The 17,033-nt window shown below is 38.6% G+C and carries 24 protein-coding genes and 2 pseudogenes; 2 read left to right on the plus strand and 24 right to left on the minus strand.

Going from position 1 to position 17,033, the window contains the following annotated elements; all coding sequences use genetic code 11:
• Positions 1–107: 107 nt before the first annotated feature.
• The 6 genes from ACTNC0_RS08385 to ACTNC0_RS08410 form a co-directional block, all read right to left on the minus strand.
• Complete coding sequence (locus tag ACTNC0_RS08385; protein WP_044924454.1) at positions 108–494, minus strand: helix-turn-helix domain-containing protein; 387 nt, start codon at positions 492–494, stop codon at positions 108–110.
• A gap of 189 nt (positions 495–683) precedes the next feature.
• The gene (locus ACTNC0_RS08390; RefSeq protein ID WP_028086471.1) at positions 684–1,457 is read right to left on the minus strand and encodes a NifB/NifX family molybdenum-iron cluster-binding protein; all 774 of its coding nucleotides are present in this window, start codon (positions 1,455–1,457) and stop codon (positions 684–686) included.
• Between the two features lie 98 nt (positions 1,458–1,555).
• On the minus strand, positions 1,556–2,140 hold the full coding sequence (locus ACTNC0_RS08395; RefSeq protein ID WP_028086470.1) for a 4Fe-4S binding protein: 585 nt from the start codon (positions 2,138–2,140) through the stop codon (positions 1,556–1,558).
• Positions 2,137–2,337, minus strand: a complete 201-nt coding sequence (locus ACTNC0_RS08400) for a 4Fe-4S binding protein (protein WP_028086469.1) — start codon at positions 2,335–2,337, stop codon at positions 2,137–2,139. The genes ACTNC0_RS08395 and ACTNC0_RS08400 overlap by 4 nt, the downstream gene beginning before the upstream one ends.
• A gap of 119 nt (positions 2,338–2,456) precedes the next feature.
• Positions 2,457–2,783 carry a hypothetical protein gene (locus tag ACTNC0_RS08405; protein ID WP_441087030.1) on the minus strand — a complete coding sequence of 109 codons (327 nt, stop codon included), beginning with the start codon at positions 2,781–2,783 and terminating at the stop codon, positions 2,457–2,459.
• Positions 2,784–2,874: 91 nt separating this feature from the next.
• Positions 2,875–3,795, minus strand: a complete 921-nt coding sequence (locus tag ACTNC0_RS08410) for a hypothetical protein (RefSeq protein ID WP_028086467.1) — start codon at positions 3,793–3,795, stop codon at positions 2,875–2,877.
• A gap of 110 nt (positions 3,796–3,905) precedes the next feature.
• Here ACTNC0_RS08410 and ACTNC0_RS08415 point away from each other — a divergent pair, with 110 nt between their 5' ends.
• Complete coding sequence (locus tag ACTNC0_RS08415; RefSeq protein WP_044924472.1) at positions 3,906–4,589, plus strand: Crp/Fnr family transcriptional regulator; 684 nt, start codon at positions 3,906–3,908, stop codon at positions 4,587–4,589.
• Positions 4,590–4,707: 118 nt separating this feature from the next.
• Here ACTNC0_RS08415 and ACTNC0_RS08420 read toward each other — a convergent pair whose 3' ends face one another.
• The 5 genes from ACTNC0_RS08420 to ACTNC0_RS08440 all read right to left on the minus strand — a co-directional run bounded on the left by ACTNC0_RS08420 (position 4,708) and on the right by ACTNC0_RS08440 (position 8,582).
• The gene (locus tag ACTNC0_RS08420; RefSeq protein ID WP_109317838.1) at positions 4,708–6,399 is read right to left on the minus strand and encodes an FAD-dependent oxidoreductase; all 1,692 of its coding nucleotides are present in this window, start codon (positions 6,397–6,399) and stop codon (positions 4,708–4,710) included.
• Position 6,400: 1 nt separating this feature from the next.
• Positions 6,401–6,721, minus strand: coding sequence for a rhodanese-like domain-containing protein (locus ACTNC0_RS08425; protein ID WP_028086465.1), 321 nt, complete (start codon positions 6,719–6,721; stop codon positions 6,401–6,403).
• Positions 6,722–6,733: 12 nt separating this feature from the next.
• A complete protein-coding gene (trxA, locus tag ACTNC0_RS08430) occupies positions 6,734–7,039 on the minus strand; it encodes a thioredoxin (protein ID WP_109317839.1) in 306 nt (101 codons plus the stop codon).
• A 105-nt stretch (positions 7,040–7,144) separates the two neighbouring features.
• Entirely contained in the window at positions 7,145–7,705 is a 561-nt protein-coding gene (locus tag ACTNC0_RS08435; RefSeq protein WP_026650124.1) for a sigma factor-like helix-turn-helix DNA-binding protein, read from the minus strand.
• Positions 7,706–8,036: 331 nt separating this feature from the next.
• Positions 8,037–8,582 (minus strand): hypothetical protein, encoded by a 546-nt coding sequence (locus ACTNC0_RS08440; RefSeq protein ID WP_026650125.1) that lies wholly within the window; start codon positions 8,580–8,582, stop codon positions 8,037–8,039.
• 423 nt (positions 8,583–9,005) lie between these two features.
• Here ACTNC0_RS08440 and ACTNC0_RS08445 point away from each other — a divergent pair, with 423 nt between their 5' ends.
• The gene (locus tag ACTNC0_RS08445; protein WP_441087137.1) at positions 9,006–10,250 is read left to right on the plus strand and encodes an IS4 family transposase; all 1,245 of its coding nucleotides are present in this window, start codon (positions 9,006–9,008) and stop codon (positions 10,248–10,250) included.
• 136 nt (positions 10,251–10,386) lie between these two features.
• On the opposite strand, the gene ACTNC0_RS08450 is transcribed toward ACTNC0_RS08445, so the two are convergent.
• The 13 genes and pseudogenes from ACTNC0_RS08450 to ACTNC0_RS08510 form a co-directional block, all read right to left on the minus strand.
• The gene (locus ACTNC0_RS08450) at positions 10,387–10,575 is read right to left on the minus strand and encodes a hypothetical protein (protein WP_118338516.1); all 189 of its coding nucleotides are present in this window, start codon (positions 10,573–10,575) and stop codon (positions 10,387–10,389) included.
• A complete protein-coding gene (locus tag ACTNC0_RS08455) occupies positions 10,544–10,993 on the minus strand; it encodes a hypothetical protein (protein ID WP_026650179.1) in 450 nt (149 codons plus the stop codon). Before ACTNC0_RS08455 ends, ACTNC0_RS08450 begins: the two co-directional genes overlap by 32 nt.
• Before the next feature lie 13 nt (positions 10,994–11,006).
• Positions 11,007–11,417, minus strand: coding sequence for a single-stranded DNA-binding protein (locus ACTNC0_RS08460; protein ID WP_049946959.1), 411 nt, complete (start codon positions 11,415–11,417; stop codon positions 11,007–11,009).
• A 619-nt stretch (positions 11,418–12,036) separates the two neighbouring features.
• Positions 12,037–12,246 carry a DUF6219 family protein gene (locus ACTNC0_RS08465; protein ID WP_009300563.1) on the minus strand — a complete coding sequence of 70 codons (210 nt, stop codon included), beginning with the start codon at positions 12,244–12,246 and terminating at the stop codon, positions 12,037–12,039.
• A gap of 75 nt (positions 12,247–12,321) precedes the next feature.
• Positions 12,322–12,846 carry a flavodoxin family protein gene (locus tag ACTNC0_RS08470; RefSeq protein WP_008119059.1) on the minus strand — a complete coding sequence of 175 codons (525 nt, stop codon included), beginning with the start codon at positions 12,844–12,846 and terminating at the stop codon, positions 12,322–12,324.
• 24 nt (positions 12,847–12,870) lie between these two features.
• Complete coding sequence (locus ACTNC0_RS08475) at positions 12,871–13,428, minus strand: hypothetical protein (RefSeq protein WP_118726028.1); 558 nt, start codon at positions 13,426–13,428, stop codon at positions 12,871–12,873.
• Positions 13,429–13,473: 45 nt separating this feature from the next.
• Positions 13,474–13,779, minus strand: a complete 306-nt coding sequence (locus ACTNC0_RS08480) for a hypothetical protein (protein ID WP_028087788.1) — start codon at positions 13,777–13,779, stop codon at positions 13,474–13,476.
• Positions 13,780–13,884: 105 nt separating this feature from the next.
• Positions 13,885–14,265 (minus strand): annotated as a pseudogene (locus ACTNC0_RS08485) (DUF6017 domain-containing protein); the annotation flags it as partial.
• A gap of 90 nt (positions 14,266–14,355) precedes the next feature.
• Complete coding sequence (locus tag ACTNC0_RS08490; protein WP_441087141.1) at positions 14,356–14,754, minus strand: hypothetical protein; 399 nt, start codon at positions 14,752–14,754, stop codon at positions 14,356–14,358.
• A gap of 6 nt (positions 14,755–14,760) precedes the next feature.
• Positions 14,761–14,979: pseudogene (locus tag ACTNC0_RS08495) on the minus strand (replication initiator protein A); the annotation flags it as partial.
• Positions 14,980–15,003: 24 nt separating this feature from the next.
• A complete protein-coding gene (locus tag ACTNC0_RS08500) occupies positions 15,004–15,870 on the minus strand; it encodes a ParB/RepB/Spo0J family partition protein (RefSeq protein WP_026650282.1) in 867 nt (288 codons plus the stop codon).
• On the minus strand, positions 15,860–16,666 hold the full coding sequence (locus ACTNC0_RS08505; RefSeq protein WP_026650281.1) for a ParA family protein: 807 nt from the start codon (positions 16,664–16,666) through the stop codon (positions 15,860–15,862). The genes ACTNC0_RS08500 and ACTNC0_RS08505 overlap by 11 nt, the downstream gene beginning before the upstream one ends.
• Positions 16,638–17,030 (minus strand): plasmid mobilization protein, encoded by a 393-nt coding sequence (locus ACTNC0_RS08510; RefSeq protein ID WP_138343957.1) that lies wholly within the window; start codon positions 17,028–17,030, stop codon positions 16,638–16,640. Before ACTNC0_RS08510 ends, ACTNC0_RS08505 begins: the two co-directional genes overlap by 29 nt.
• Positions 17,031–17,033: the final 3 nt, after the last annotated feature.

The following is a 17,033-nucleotide window of genomic DNA, read 5'->3' on the forward strand; positions in this document are numbered from 1 at the left end:
GTACGAATAATTCTATTTCCAGAGCAATCTTCTCTGGATCATTAACACTATTATACGTTCTATTCTTCTTTTCTATCAAGCAAGAAAACAAAACAGTTCATTTCTTCTTACCATTTTCTTCTGTTCTTTTTTGATGCCAGATAAAGTCTCGTCATCTCATCCATGAAAATAGTTTTGTCCTCATTGGTCATAGTTCCACTGGCAAATAAAGCAGCTACCTGTTCAAGAATCTGCCTTGCCTGTTTAGCACCAGCATATTCACTTGGCTCATCATTACCCAAGCACACGGTTTCATTATCATTCATAAGATAAGAAACCTGACACTGAAATGCATCTGCCAGTTTTTGATATAAACTACTCTGCTTCGGATATCGTCCTTCAACTTCCCAAGATCGAATTGTTCTATGAGAAACGCCCACCATATCACCCAGCTTTTGTTGAGTCATTTTTTTCTCTTTTCGCAACTTCCTAATTTTATCACCAAATGTTGTCATAAGTATACATCTTTCTCCTATGAGTTTTGTACATGCTTTATTTTTCTAACCACAATAAAAGTATATCATTATGCAAATAAAAAGAGAACCCGACATCACAAGCAAATTTGATGATGCGGGTTCCCTTCCCTCTTTATAGATCAATACCTTTTATTTTTTCATCTTATGATCCGATGGCAATCTCACTTCTTAATGACAACTGTGGCTTCCACATCCATGCTCGCCACATGTATGTCCTTCCCCGTGGTTGTGCTCGTGATGAGAACATTTCACATCCGGATTATACTCAAGTGTTTCATTGATAAAAGCTTCTACTGCTTCATCTGCGTCTCCGGAAACTCCTCCGAAAAGCTTGATGCCTGCTGCCGCTAACGCTGTCTGTGCGCCGCCTCCGATTCCGCCACAAATCAAAACATCTGCATTCAATGCATTAAGAACTCCTGCCAATGCGCCATGTCCGCTTCCATTCGTATCTACTACTTCTGAATGTACTACTTTTCCTTCCTCTACATCGTAAATCTTAAATGTCTCTGTGTGTCCAAAGTGCTGGAAAATCTGTCCATTTTCATATGTTACTGCTATTCTCATAATACCTTCTCCTTTTTCTGCTGCATATTTTTTGTAAATTTCCTGTTTGTAACATCCTCCAAAGCTGCAGTTGCCGCTCTGACCGTCACAGATTCTGAAATCCCCACCCTCGATTCTGAGTGGATATCCATCAATGAGTGCATCTGCTATTTTCTTCCTGGCAATCTCGTAAATTCGTTGAACCGTTGTTCTTGCGATCTGCATAGATGCTGCACATTGCTCCTGACTATAACCTTTCTTGTCCAAAAGACGGATTGTCTCGTACTCATCTACCGTCAGAACAATGGGTGTTTTTTTCTCCGTATCATCTGCCGGAAGAAATTCTAAAACATTGGGGAAATGGCAGACTTTTCTGCATTTTACTGGTCTCGGCATAAACTGCTCCTTTCTCGCTTTTCTTATATAATAGTCCTATAAAAGGCATATGTCAATAACGTTTTTGACATATGCCTTTTATGAATCACCTTATAGCATTACTTCTTTTCATTATTTTTTAATTTACAGATACCCTGCGTCATTGTTCCCATTGGACAAAATGTACACCAGGTTCGTGGCTTATATAACACCATTACAATCAACCCTAATAACAAAGATGTAAGCATCAAACTATAAAATCCAAAACTAAACTGTGCCACCCAATCAGCTACTGTTCCGGCAGTATATGTCCATCCCCACGGAACACGGAATGTCCAGAATAATTTGATGGCTTCACGCAAGGAGGATGCTCCGGCACCAACTAAATATGTCTGAAATACCATATTCCCAAACATTGTAAGGAAAAATATCAAAAAGCCGTATCGGAACCATTTTGAACTCATCCATCGCGGGGTTGGTTTATTTCTTGAGCATTTTAAATCTCCACCAAGCTTGCTAAAAAGCTGGCCACGTCCACACAAATGATTACAGAAAAATTTATTTCCACCGAATATTGCTATTCCTAACGGCAACAGGAAATCAATCATCCCAAACCAAGCGAACAAAACATTAAAAAAACCGAGAGCAAAATAAAGGATCGCCCATATCCATAAATAATCATACCAATGTTTCTTTTTCTTCACATCGCTGTCCTCTCTTTCATTTCAATACAACCTGCCGGACAGGACTTTGCACATTTTCCACATCCTACACACACTGTTTCTTCTACCACAGCATAACATCCATGGTAAACTTTGGCCGCTGCCAGCGGACAAGTATTTTCACATACTCCGCAGGCAACACATCTTTTTTTATCAACACTTGCCACTCTTTTTGCCAATGCTTTGTTCCCCTTTCAAATTTTGTATCTCTATTGTACCTGAAAAAGGTAAATTCTTCTGTGATATTATTACATAAGAATTTACCTTGAACGCTAATAACTAGAATGACATATTTTTATTATACATCACCTTTATATTTATATATAATGTTTAGAATCTCCTCAGTTGTTCTAATAATTACTTTTTGTTTTTCTTTCGTTGTTATAGATTTGCTTTCTTCTTCAGATAACGAAGAATAAAGGTGAATGGTATTAGCATGATTCCATATCTCATCGTAAATTTTCTCGATTTCATCAGCACTCCGAAATGCCTGGTCTGTTTGCATTTGCAAGTGTTCTCGTTGCTCTTCCAGATGATTCATCCGTTCTTGTAACTGATCCCTTTCTTTCTGCAATCGATCATGTTGTGCTTGCAGTTGATCTATTTGTATTTTAATTTCGCTCATCTTTTCTTTCTGTCTCCGCATAAGCATCATCAAATATACAACTACAACTACAAATACAAATAATAGTATTATGTACAGCATAAACTTCTCCTCACGACACATATATTTCGACGGTTTTCCGCAAATCAACTATTGATAATGGCATAGAAAGAACAGTTAGTTTTCCTGAATTCTTTTTAATTTCAACAGCATCAGGATTGCCTGTGATTAAAATTACAGGTGTTGTCCTGTCCGCACGCCATGGCTGATTCGGTTGGCTCGTCATATCTTCGGTAACAATCCAAAGATCCGGCTTATGTCTGCCTAATCTTGTTTTAGCACTTTCCGGTGTGTAAAACAGCATGATCTGATCTGAAATAAATTGCAATGTTTCTTTTAATCCTTTTGCATAACGTTCACTGCCACAGACCAGTGCAATAATAGAAGCAGCTTTCTTTTTTTGTGTTACCTGAATAAAATCCAAAACTGGTGTATTATAGAGACTAAAGTCTTTTTCCAAATGAACTTTATCATAATAACTCTTTGCTGCCTTGCACATCCTCAGACAAAACTGTTCTATGTCTATACGAATATCGTTTCCGTTCTCCTGTATGTTCATACTTTCCAACTGACAAACTGACATTCCACAGTTTAGTCCAAGATGAAAGCGTATATTATTTTCATCATTCAAAAATCCTTTATTTTGATGAAGATATTCACATCGAAGCTGCCAACAGCGTTCTCCGCAAATATATGGCTTTTCATCGGATTGAGATAGTTTAAAGTAGTCCCCTGCATATTCATCAAACCAGCGAATATACTGGGTTCCCACATCACGGGTCGGATTCTTTTGCCGATCCAGCATAACCCGGCCATCTCGATAATGTTTAACAATTTCCGGGAAAGCAATACCTCCGCAAATATCTGGCAAAGTCAATGCCAATGCCAGTGCAGACTGCCATCGTCTATCTACAATATTCAGTTCTACTTCTTCAATTCGGTCCAAAAATGTAAAACTGACATCTCCCTGCATTATTTATCCCTCCCTCATATTCACAACAGTCATGTACTATAGTCAGTATATTTTTATTTATGGCATATGTCAATTATATAATTGACGCATCTAAAAAAAGTAAGTATACTATGTTCGTAAAGGAGATAACTGTTATGAGCTTCGAAAATTATTTTCCACTATGGAATGACTTAAATACAGCACAGAAAAAAGTAATTTCAGACAATTTGATTACACGGGATGTAAAAAAAGGAACGATCATTCACAACGGAAACCTGGATTGTACTGGATTATTACTGGTTAAATCCGGGCAGCTTCGAACTTACATACTTTCAGATGAAGGACGAGAAATTACACTTTACCGCCTGTTCGATATGGATATGTGTCTTTTATCCGCCTCATGTATCATGCAGTCCATTCAATTTGAAGTAACCATTGAAGCAGAAAAAGATACTGATCTTTGGATCATCCCTGCTGAAATCTATAAGGACATCATGAAGGAATCGGCTCCCGTCGCAAACTATACCAATGAATTAATGGCTAGCCGTTTTTCTGATGTCATGTGGCTGATTGAACAGATCATGTGGAAGAGTTTGGATAAGCGTGTTGCTTCATTTCTTTTAGAAGAGACCTCTATCGAAGGAACAAATGAACTGAAAATCACTCACGAAACTATCGCAAACCATCTTGGTTCCCACAGGGAAGTGATCACTCGAATGCTTCGATACTTTCAGGGCGATGGTCTCGTCAAACTCTCACGCGGCAAAATCACCATCCTTGATTCGAAAAGACTGGAAACACTACAAAGATCATAAAACTGTTTTTCTATGACATCTAAAGAATCCTCCATTTATCAGAATTGTGAAAGTCATTCTAATAAATGGGGGATCTTTTTACGCTACAAGTAAATTATAAAATTATTGTGATTATTTTTTAATAATCCATACCACATGCATATGCCCTTTCAATCAACGCACGGTCATTAACCACTGCATCATAGAAGCGGAATCCACCGGAGAAGTTGTATGTTTCATAACCGTTTCCTTCCAGAATACGGCTGGCAATGTAGCTGCGCAGACCACTTTGGCATATCAAGTAAACAGGCTTTCCCTTCTCAATTTCATTGATACGTTCCCTTAGTTCATCTACAGGAATATTTCTGAATCCATCCATATGCCCCCTGTTAAACTCACCTACAGTTCTCACATCCAGCAATACAACACTTTTATCTTTAGAAATCTTATCCATATCTTCCAGATGCCATTGTTTTAAGGTACCTTTTGCTATATTGTCTATCATGAATCCTGCCATATTTACAGGATCCTTGGCAGAGGAATACGGCGGTGCATATGCAAGATCCAGATCTTTCAGCTGGGTTGCCTTCAGCCCTGCATGAATTGCTGTTGCCAGCACATCAATACGTTTATCAACTCCTTCATATCCAATAATCTGAGCACCAAGCAAACGATAAGTCTCTTTTTCAAAAACCACCTTCATGGTCATCACTTTTCCACCAGGATAGTAACCGGCATGACTCATAGGAGAAAGAATTACTGTATCTACATCTAATCCTGACTTTTTGGCATTGGTTTCATTGATACCTGTAGTGGCTGCTGTCATATCAAATACTTTGATAACGGAGCTTCCCTGACTGCCCAGGTAACGGCTGTCACCACCACAAATATTATCAGCGATGATCCTGCCCTGCTTGTTGGCTGGTCCGGCCAAAGAGATCAGCGCATCATCACCCGTAACATAATGTTTTACCTGAACTGCATCACCTGCTGCATAAATATCCGGTACAGAAGTTTCCATTCTGTCATTCACTACGATACTTCCCTTGATGCCAAGTTCCAGACCAGCTTCTTTTGCTAATGCTGTGTCTGGTGTAACTCCGATTGCCAGCACCACCATATCAGCCTGAAGGGATGGATTATCTTTTAATAGAACCTCTACTCCATTGTCCTTTTCTTTAAATCCTTCTACTGTATAGCCCAGTACCAGTTTTATCCCATGCTTTCTCATTTCATTATGGATCATGGATGCCATATCCGGGTCAAATGGGTTCATCAGCTGCTTAGGCCGCTGGACAATTGTAACATCCATGCCAAGCTCCCTAAAATTTTCTGCCAGTTCCAGACCAATAAAACCGCCACCTGCCAATACAGCCGATTTTGGATGATTCTTATTTATATATTCCTTTATCCGAAAAGTGTCTTCTACAGTACGAAGTGTAAAAAGTTTATCCATACCTACTCCGGGAAGTCTCGGCTGTGTTGGCTTTGCACCTGGAGAGAGGATCAGCTTATCATAGTTTTCTTCAAATATCTCACCATTCTCTAAATTTTTCACTGAAACCGTTTTTCGTTCCGGATGTATGGAGATAACTTCATGATGAATTTTCATGTTAATACGGAATCGTTTAAAAAAACTCTCTGGTGTCTGTAGTGTAAGTTCTTCCGGGTCTGTGATCACGTCTCCGATATAATATGGAAGCCCACAATTCGCATAGGATATGTATCCGGATCTTTCAAACACAGTAATTTCTGCATGTTCATCCAATCTTCGTATTCTTGCTGCAGCTGTAGCTCCTCCGGCTACACCGCCTACGATTATTACCTTCATCTTATTTTTCCACCTTTCCTGAATAAGCAGCAATGCCACCAATATTATTTACTTTAGAATATCCCATTCGTTGCAACATCCCAGTTGCTTGACGACTTCGGGCTCCGGAATAACAGTATACAAACAGCGGTATTTCTGTATTCTTCACTACCGAAACAACATTGTTAAGTTGTTGCAATGGCACATTTTTACTTTCTGGTATATGCCCTTCCTGATATTCCTGCGGCGTACGAACATCCAGCAGAACTGCACCAGCAGTCTTTTTATATTCCTCTATCCCTTGATTAATATTCGCCTGTTTTAAAAAATCAAAAAATCCCATTAACGCACCTCCTTAAAGCATCTCTAAGATTGCCTTCTTAGGTCTTGCCCCTGAAACTTTTGTTACAATCTTCCCATTCTTCATAACCACCAAAGTTGGAATACTCATAATACCAAATTTACTTGCCAGTTCTGGCTGCTCATCCACATTGATCTTTCCAACTTTGATATCAGGGAGTTCACTTGCTATCTCCTCTATGATAGGAGCCACCATACGACAAGGAGCACACCAAGGAGCCCAAAAGTCTAAAAGAACGGTTTTCTCGGAATCCATTATTTCATTCTGAAAATTATTTTTATTGATATTAATAGCAGACATTTTACAGTCCTCCTTGTTTTTTCTTTTGTGGCTTTATTATAATCTGAAATTCATTTGTTTTCTGTGATATCATCACATTATTATCATGATTAATTTTTAACTAATTTATTTTTTCATCTTATGATCTGATGGCAGTCTCACTTCTCCGGTCCTTTTCTTCATAATCGAGTTCTGTGTCTCCATCTGTGTTGGAATATAATCGCTTTCCTGCAGAAATGCACCTGCCGCCTCAGCATATGATTCATATCCAGCTGCTTTCATCCTCTTCAACATTTTTGCCAAAGCACTGTTCTTGTCTCTACTCACCTGACGTGTGCTGATGCCCAGTTCCTCTGCTGTTTCTTTAACCTGTTTTCCCATGATAAAATAATCGCTCACGATTTTCTTTTCTTTCTCTGTCAGATCGCTGAAGAGTTCTTTAAAGAAGATCTCAGTTGTAATATCCGATGCAATGTCACGTCCACTATCTGCGATAAAGTCTGTCGCACAACCGTTTTCTGATTCTAATCCACAAAATAATACTGTATTATTTCTCTGATGCTGCTGATCAAACATATAATGTTCCTTATTATAAAAAATATTAAGAACTTCCAGCTCTTCTGCTGTAATATTAGCGTATTTCACCTTCTGATATCTGTCGTAAAATGTGTATTTTCTTTCTTCCATGATTGTTTCTCCGATTTGTCGTTTTTGTTGATTTGATTTGTGACAAATCGAAAATCATGGATATCTGGCATAATGCCTGCCTCTTCCCTGCATCTTGATATGCTCTTCCTTTCCGGCATCTACCTGTTAAAAAGGAAGCTTTTTCAAATCTGCAACCTGTTTTTGGGTATAAAAAAAGGCCATGCCCTTCCGGGCACAGCCTGACGCCTTAAAATTTGAGAAAAGAAAAACCTCCGCAAACATTACGTCTGCGAAGGTCTATTTCTCTCAGCATATCAATTCTAACATGCACGTATTTTCATTGTAATACCATTCACATGCCAGTTTACTGTCAGTTCACTGCCACTTTACTTCCACTTTTCTTCCAGTTTATTTCCTCCATCTTATTCTGTATCTTTTCCGGACGTGTAAATGCCCAGAGCATTGTTGCATACAAACGGATTGCTTTCTTACGGTTTCGATAATAAGTAGTGCTTGGCATATCATCCAGCATCAGCATCACATCTTCATTGGTATTTCCTGCTTCAAAATATCTATATTTCAAAAGCCGATAATACAGCTGTCCATTTTTTGGATAATCCCTCAAAGCTATCAGGGAATCTCTCATGATTTCCAGCAAACAGAGATTCATATCATTATTCAGAAGCTTTTCCTGGATTCTGCGTTTCTCTGCAGTCGCATCGAAATCTACCAGATCATATAACATTTCCTTCAGATGCTTCCCTTCCTCTGCATACATTTCATAATCTATATCCACAAGGTTCTTCTCAATACGGAACATTACTTTAGTATACTGACTCAGCAATAATTCCGTATTCTTATAAGCATCCTCTGCCACTTCTTCCATATTGATAAACATATCCTGTATTCTCTGCATAATTGTCCTCCTTCCCGACCGCTTCCGCAGCCAGACCAATCATTGTATTGTTTGTTCCATTCACAGTCTGTCACTGTCCTAACATCTCTTCATGCAGATTCCGCAGAAATATCCGCTGTGGGATAGCTTCTATTTCTGGCTGATCGGCAACTGTATGATCTATTGAAAGCAATCGGTTCTCACGGGAAAGGATGTATCCCCGACTGCTGATGTTCTCATCGAATATCTATCTCTCCAAAGGGGGCCCTGATTCAGTAATGTCATTAATTTAAGAAAATTTATCAAACAAACTTGAAAATCCCCTTGACAAATATCAGAAAAAATGTGGCGAAGCCTCCTTGAATGAATACATTTTAGGAGGAACCGCTGATGAACTTTTACGCTGATTATGTTCGCAACAAACTCGACTCTATCATTTCCAGCATGTGCAGCCGGATAGAGAATTACGTTAAAAATCCAGGACATGATTTTACCAGAAATCGGAAGATGAACTTTACTTCAACCATAAACTTTCTTCTTACTATGGAAGGTGGCTCTCTTAACTCTGAATTGCACAAATATTTTAATTATGATCTGAATCAGATAACCCGTTCTGGTTTCATACAGCAAAGAAACAAATTAAAACCAGATACCATGTACCAGTTGTTTCACAAATTTCATGAACAGATAGAATGTACCAAAAACTATCAAGGTTATCAGTTACTTGCCTGTGATGGTTCAGATTTGAATATATTTCGTGATCCATTAAATCCACGTACGCATTTTGCTGGCAAGGAAGGGTCTTTCGGATTTAACCAACTGCATCTTAATGCACTGTATGATCTTCAAAGCAGGCGATATGTTGATGCTCTGATTCAAGAGCCTTATGAAGAAAATGAATCGTCTGCCCTAATCGAAATGGTTAAAAGATTGTCTGCAAACCAGAAGACTATCATTATGGCAGACCGAGGCTACGAAACCTATAACATTTTTGCAAATATTCAAGAACATGGGCTCTTTTATCTGATACGAATTAAAGACACCTCAAAAAAAGGAAGCATTTCTGGAAGCCTTTCTTTGCCTGTCTCCTGTGAATTCGATGAAGAGGTAGAACTGATCATGACCAGAAAACAAAAGTTTTATAAAACGAAAGGTTATAAGTATCTCTCAAACTCATCGCCATTTGACTTTCTTGATTCTGAGAACCTGTTTTATACACTTCGTCTTAGGCTTACACAGTTTCAACTGGAAAATGGCGTTTATGAATGTATCGCAAGTAATCTGGATAAAGAGGTATTTCCACCTGAAAAGATCAAAGAACTCTATCGTATGAGATGGGGAATTGAAAACTCTTTCCGTGAACTGAAATATACAATCGGTCTGACAAATCTACATTCTAAAAATGTGGAATATATCTGTCAGGAAATTTACGCCAAACTTGTCCTGTATAATTTTTGTGAGATTATTTCAGCAAATGTCGTACTGGAAGAAAGAAAACGCAAGTACACATACCAATTAAACTACACGATGGCAATTCAAATATGCAGGTATTATCTGCGTCAGAAATCTACAACGATAGATGTCGAAGCTCTAATCAGGAAAGAACTATCTCCGAAAAGACCCGATCGGCACTACCAACGACGGATAATTAGAAAGCGTTGGGTTAGTTTTTCATATCGTGTAGGGTAGGAAATCTTTGAGTAAATATTTCCGCAGCAAAACAGATGTCGAGTCTGTTTTGTTGTTGTGCCCAAATCTCTGTAAATTTTTAGAAAGAACCGCAAAAGACCATCATACTATTATAAATTTTCTTAAGTTAATGACATTACCGTTTCAGAGCCCCCTTGCAATGAACATTTATCGCATTTCTTGGTTTTGCATATCCCAAAGCAAATGCTACATCAATTCCAGAAAATAAAAGTCTGCCTCCATCTTCAATCATACGGATGGAACCAAACTCCGAATTGTGAAACTCTGTGATTTTATAATCCGTCTTCTCCATCCTCTTCTCCATCCTCTTCTCCTCCTGAACCGGCAAGTAACATCAAACCATTTTCAATGATTGTGCTCCTAATAAACTCTGCTACATTCACGGTTAAATAACCAAGATATTCTGCAAGGAAACTACTATATTCCTCTTCTGTCAACAATTCCTCCAGTGCTTCCAAATGAGCTGTCACTTTAGAAGTCTGCTTTCCGCCAAGCAGCTTGCCTAATATTTCTGTAAATTCCTCTGTGTCACATGACTCAAACATACATAAGATCATCTCCATTGTTGTTTCCAAAACCAAACGATCCATTTTCATTTGCGTCAGCTCTTCCATTGTTTTCATGGCAGTCATAAGCGCATCACTTGTCATATGTTCTGTATTGATTCTTCCTTCTGAATCAACCAATCCTATTGCAAATAATTCTAAAAAGTATTTTCTCATAAATCTTGTCCTCCTATCGAAATGGCATTTCTTGTTCAAGTTCTTCTGGTATATCGAATGGAATCTTCCTCTTCTCTGCTGGTTGAAATCCGTCAGATTCTTCTTTTTTTGTTTTGGCTTCTGCAAACTCTACATTATCCATAATGACTTCGGTATAATAGGATGCAGTTCCAGTCTGTTCATCTTTGATCTGAGAGATTACCAACTCTCCGGAAAGAGCAATCTTAATTCCTTTTTCAAGATATTTCTCCACAAATTCTGCATTATTTCCATAAGCTGTGATCATCACTACAAATGCTTTGCTTGTGCGATTTCTTTTTACTACCAGTGGAAACCTAGATACTTTGGTTTGTCCCTTTTGCGTAGATGTCAGCTTAGTTTCTGGATCTCTGGCAAGTCTACCCATTAAAACAATCGTATTCATTCTTTTTGTCCTCCCTTTCTTCCTGCAACACCCTTCCCTGGTATTTCAAACAGGATAATAATCTGTGCATTTTCTGCACGAAAAAATGAGGAATGGATTCGAACCATTCCCCACTTGCTACAGGATTTCTCCTGTAATATAAATAAGAAAATCTAAGTATTCACATTTGGGCTTTGTCTGTACATATACATCTGATCGTTATCATTCCAGATAACCCGGCTGTAAAAATACAGTCACAGTCTCTGTTTCAGCAGAGGTCCTGTACCCTTCGGTGGTATCATTATTGCTTCGCTCTTCCCGTAGGAGTCTTCGCCTGCACGAGCCGGATTATCTCCGGTAAGCATGTTCCTCAAGATGTATCAGCTCCTTCAATTGTCAAGGTGCAATCGGAAGAACTGTCTGAACCTCTTTTACGTTTGTGATTTTTGGAAATCAGAGGATTTTCAATTTGCCTTCCATATACTCTGTATTGGGAGCGACAAAATCGGACATGATTTTAGAAATTTTTTGAAATTATTTTTTGAAGTGTAAAAAGATATAAAAAAAAGATGCCAGGATTTCTCCTGACACCATAGTGACTATGCCAACTTCGTGCCCACTGGGCACAAGGTTGATTGTATTATTCTTCATTTCCTAATGATATTGGTTCTTTCTTTGTTTTCTTGTTTTTAGATATCATCTTATGACCTGTGTAAATAGCCATAATCATACAAAGCAAAGAACTTGCCGCAAAATATTTATGGCTTGATTTTGAACCTTTATATCCGCTATAAAAAGTTCCTAGCATCGTTATCAATGCTCCGACAGACCAATATTCATGAGCTTTCATTCTAACATCTCCCTTTGTGTTAATTTTAATATGTACCGTTTGATGAAATATGCAAACAGGAATTTGGAACGTGCTTTATAAATTTTTTCCGATCCCCTCAAGTTCGTTCATGGAATCCTTGTTTTTTTCAAGTTCATCTCTGGCTGTTGCATAATATGATTTTTTGAAAAGCATATCCCATGAAAGATATTTTGCCATACAGTCAAACTGCTTATCAATCAGCTCATACTGGATACTGTCTACGGGAGAACCGCCTACAACAATCGTGCCAACTTTTTTATTTTTTAACTGCAATCCACGGCAGTAGCACTTATCAATGATAAGTTTCAATTGTGCTGACATTCCCCACCAATAAACTGGTGTAGCAAAAAGAATCATATCTGCGGCAGCAATTTTATCAATTGTAGGATTTGTATCATCCTTATCGACGCATCCCTTAGAGCATTGACAGACACCACATCCCTTGCATGGTGCAATGTTGAGTTTGTCAGGTTCAATGATTTCAATTTCATTCTTTTCTGATGCTCCTTTTATAAATGCATTGATTGCTGTCAGCGTGTTTCCTTTTCTGGCACTTCCATTAATGATTACAATTTTCATGCGTGTATCCTCCAACTTCCGATTTCATGATATCATTTCTAATACAGATTTTACCGTATTTTTCAGATTCAGTCCATCTTTTAATCCCATTCGATAGAAAAATTCTTCTGTTTCTGCTCCACTGCTAAAAATTGCATTACAGTATTCCGTAATCACTTCTTCCTGTTCTTGGGATAACGTTTCCAGTAATTTCTGGTATTTCTTATCAATCTCACTTACTGGCTCTTTATCCTGCTTTAACTTCCATTCTGAATATGCTTTCCCCATATGCTCTGTAATTGTCAGATTCACAAATTCCTGCACTTCCTCGGATATGGTGCTCGCAGATTCCTGTTTATCTTTCTTTTTATCATTTGATTTTTCAAGTGTCGTGTCATCAATATAACGAATGATTTCTCGAATATTTGACTTCATCGACTGCAGATATCCTTTCATCAGCACAGCTACTTTTCTAGCATCCGATTTTTCGGTTTCTTTTTCCAGCATATAAAACTCTTCCAGTTCTTTCAGAATATCCATCCCTGCTTTCATCTGAAATTCCACCTCAAGCAAATCATCCATCACTTTATATAATTCTTCCATTGTTTATTTCTGCCTTTCCATATAGCGCCACTATATTTTCCACAATCATCCAAAAATAAATTCCTGTAATCCACATTTCACAACTTCAATTACTGCAACTATCCCCATACCGATATGTGGGAGTAGAACAAACACTACTGTCGTAATAATCGCTGATTTCATTGTCCAGTCCGTACTGATTCCAAACCCAATACTCAAAACTTCTGTCACAACAGAGATTCCGGCTATCAGATAGCAGAATCCAGCAGATAACCCAACCAGGAACACCAGCACAATATTCACCGCTGCAAGTACCAGCCAAACAGGAGCTGCAATAATTCGAAATGGCAGTTTTATCATAAATCTCAACATAATTCTTCCTCCTACTTTGTGCCCAGTGGACACAAGGTTATTTTAGCATATCTGCCAGATATGACTATCTCTTTTTAAACTTCGTGCCCAGTGGGCACAAAGTTCTTACCTGTCTGGAATATCCTTCCCCCAGTACATGTCATGTCGAACTTCAGCATCATAAAACTGATTGATTGTTGCAGGAGCGTTATACAATACCGTCAGCATATACTGCCGGATATTCTTCACTTTGCTTGTACTCCTGTCAAGACTGAAAAACACATACTGGATGTGTTCATACCCGACTTTGAGCAAACGGCTCTTGACCACTTGTGTAGGCACAGCTTCCCCATTGATCTGTTGATATGTCTTTGTCGAACATATTGCATCCAGCATCAGCTCTACCAGCTCTTCTACTCGTCCAGTTCCATAGCTCTGACAAAGGATCTCATATTCGATATTATCATGAATTAACTGTCGATACTCATTTCTCTCCTGTATCCTATCTCTCCCTTTCTCTTGTTCAGATAGATATTGATAAGATTCATTCTCACTAAATTCAGTATAATTATATTCAGTATTATTACAGTTTGTTTTTCAAACTTCTTGAAGTTTGTTTTCTAAACTTCTTGAAGTTTGTTTTTCAAACTCCTTGAAGTTTGTTTTTGAAACTTCTTGAAGTTTATTTTTCAAACTTCCTGAAGTTTGTTTTTCAAACTTCTGTGTATTTACGGGCTTTTCCGGCTCTTTTTTTGCATATTCTTCTATTTCTGTCTCTGTATTTTCTTTTCTCTCTGCTACATTTTCCGGTGTTTCTTCCGAATCAAAGATTGCTGGCTCATCTGGATATTCTGTCAGGCTGAAATTTTTCACGTAAATAACATTTGTTTTTCCAAGTCCGATTCGCCTCTTCTCAATCAATCCAATCCCTTTTTCCTGATCCAGCTCTTTTAGACAATTCACAGCCTTATTCCTGCCACAGTTAAGCATTTCCATAATCTCTTCCACCGAAAAGAAAATATATGCCCTGTCCTCTTCATCAAACCACCGGTTCTTGATGGACAGTGACATCCGGTCTAACATCAGTCCGTACAGCACCTTTGCTTCGCAGGAGAGATTTTTAAAATATTCACTTGTAAACAGCAGTTTGGGAATACGATAAAAACTGTACATATCGCATTCCATTCCTTGAAAATAATGGAATGTTGCTCTTATACTCATGACACATCCCTCCCTTCGTACTTATCAATGATTCTGATTGCTCCATTCCTCCAAAAGCTGACATATAACAGTCCGTATCTTCTGTTCATCATACTCTGGAGGAAAATACTTCTTAATTTCATCCTGTTTTAATGTTACCGTTGTTTTCTTTTTACGCTCTCCTATAACCAGGAGCCGCACAATCTCTTTTGTCAGCGTTTTTTCTTCTCGATGTTGCCTTATTTTTTTTGCCTGTTCCAGACTTGGATATTTTCCGGTACTCTCATGCACTTCCTCCACCATCTCCTGTTCTGGAACCGTAAGGTAGGAAAGCTCTACACCTACCTGCAATCCGATTACATCACGATCTACTGCGTTTAATAGGTCATTCATCAGATAAGTAAGCCGGATATAGCGATACACCTGCCTTGCACTGTCATTTGCGTTCTTTCCAATGTCTTTCGCACTGATACCGCCTGATGTTCCCTGATGATTCATTGCTTCCATCTTCATACGGTAAGCAAATGCCTTTTCACTTGGGAGTATATTAGGTCTCTGCAGATTGCTGTCTACCATCGCACGGACAGCTGTATCTTGATCCATATTTCTGATAATAACCGGAACCTCTTTAAGACCAGCAAGTTGTGCCGCATGTCTCCTTCTGTGACCGGCGATGATTTCATATTCACCATCACCCAGCGGTCGTACCAGTAATGCTGTAAGAATTCCCTCTTCTTTCACACTTTCCACCAGTTCCGCCATTGCCTCATCATCATTTACTTGAAATGGATGGTTCTCGAAAGAATGTAAATGCTCAAGTGAAACCTGCTGGATATCGTTCGTTTCTTCTCCTCCTCCAAGTAATTCATCATAAGATGTCAGTTTTATCTTCGATGCACTTCTACCTTTCATCCAAAAGCACCTCCTGTGTCATCTGCCAATATGCAGCCGCTACTTTTCCTTTTGGATCATGCTCAAATATGCTGATTCCTTCCGCACTGATTTCAGCTGCTCGTACTGAAAATGGAATACTCTGTGGAAAAATCTTAATCTGGTTTCCATATGTATCAAAAATCAGATCAGATATATCTCTTGCATAGTTCGTTCGGTTATCCACCATTGTGATCAATATACCTCCAATTTTCAGTTGTTTGTTCAGCTGTCTTCGCACCTTTCCTATCGTCCGTATCAGCTGTTCTAGACCCTTTACAGGAAGATAAGCCGCCTGGACAGGTATAATAACTGCATCGACACTGGCAAGTGCATTGATCGTCAGCATTCCAAGTGATGGCATACAGTCAATCAATATATAGTCGTATTCTTCTCTCATTCTTTCTATATATTGTTTTAAGACAAGTTCCCTGCTCATAATATTTACAAGTGAAACTTCCATTCCAGAGAGTTCGATGTTTGCCGGAATCAAATCAATTCCTTCCTGGTGATGTAAAATTCCCAGTGTATTTTCAAATAGTTCATCTTCTACAATCTTTGTCAGAATAGTAGCCAGTGTGATTGGTAATTCATCTGGGTTATGATACCCAAGACTTGCTGTCATACTTCCCTGCGGATCATTGTCAATCACAAGCACTTTCTTCCCTGCTTTTGCAAGTCCGACTGCCAGATTCACGCAACTTGTTGTCTTGCCAACCCCGCCTTTTTGTGAACACAATGCCAGCACTTTACAATCCTTCATTACTTTCTCTTCCATCCTTTTTATCCTCCCATAAATAACTTGAACCTTTCAGCATCCATAATGCTGCTTCCAAAAATGCAAGATACCGTTCTGTCATACTATCAAGAACCGGTTCTGAAATAACTGGTTTTTCAGACTTCAAATCTTTTGCCACATCCTCCAAAACCAAACTCATTTCCTTCATTTCTGACCGGATAATCTCAATTGTTTCTTTCTTTCCAACAACACATACCTGATTGTAAATGCATGATCGGACGATATAATCCTGTTTTTTCATTCCGCTCACTTTCACTCGTTCTTCGATTGTTGCTTTTTCATAAGAATTCACCCGAAAAGAAATGGTCGTTGTGTTGTGTTTTCCATGTCTGTCACCAGCCATCGC

Source organism: Blautia sp. HCP3S3_B11 (genome assembly GCF_052064435.1).
Classification (GTDB): domain Bacteria; phylum Bacillota; class Clostridia; order Lachnospirales; family Lachnospiraceae; genus Blautia_A.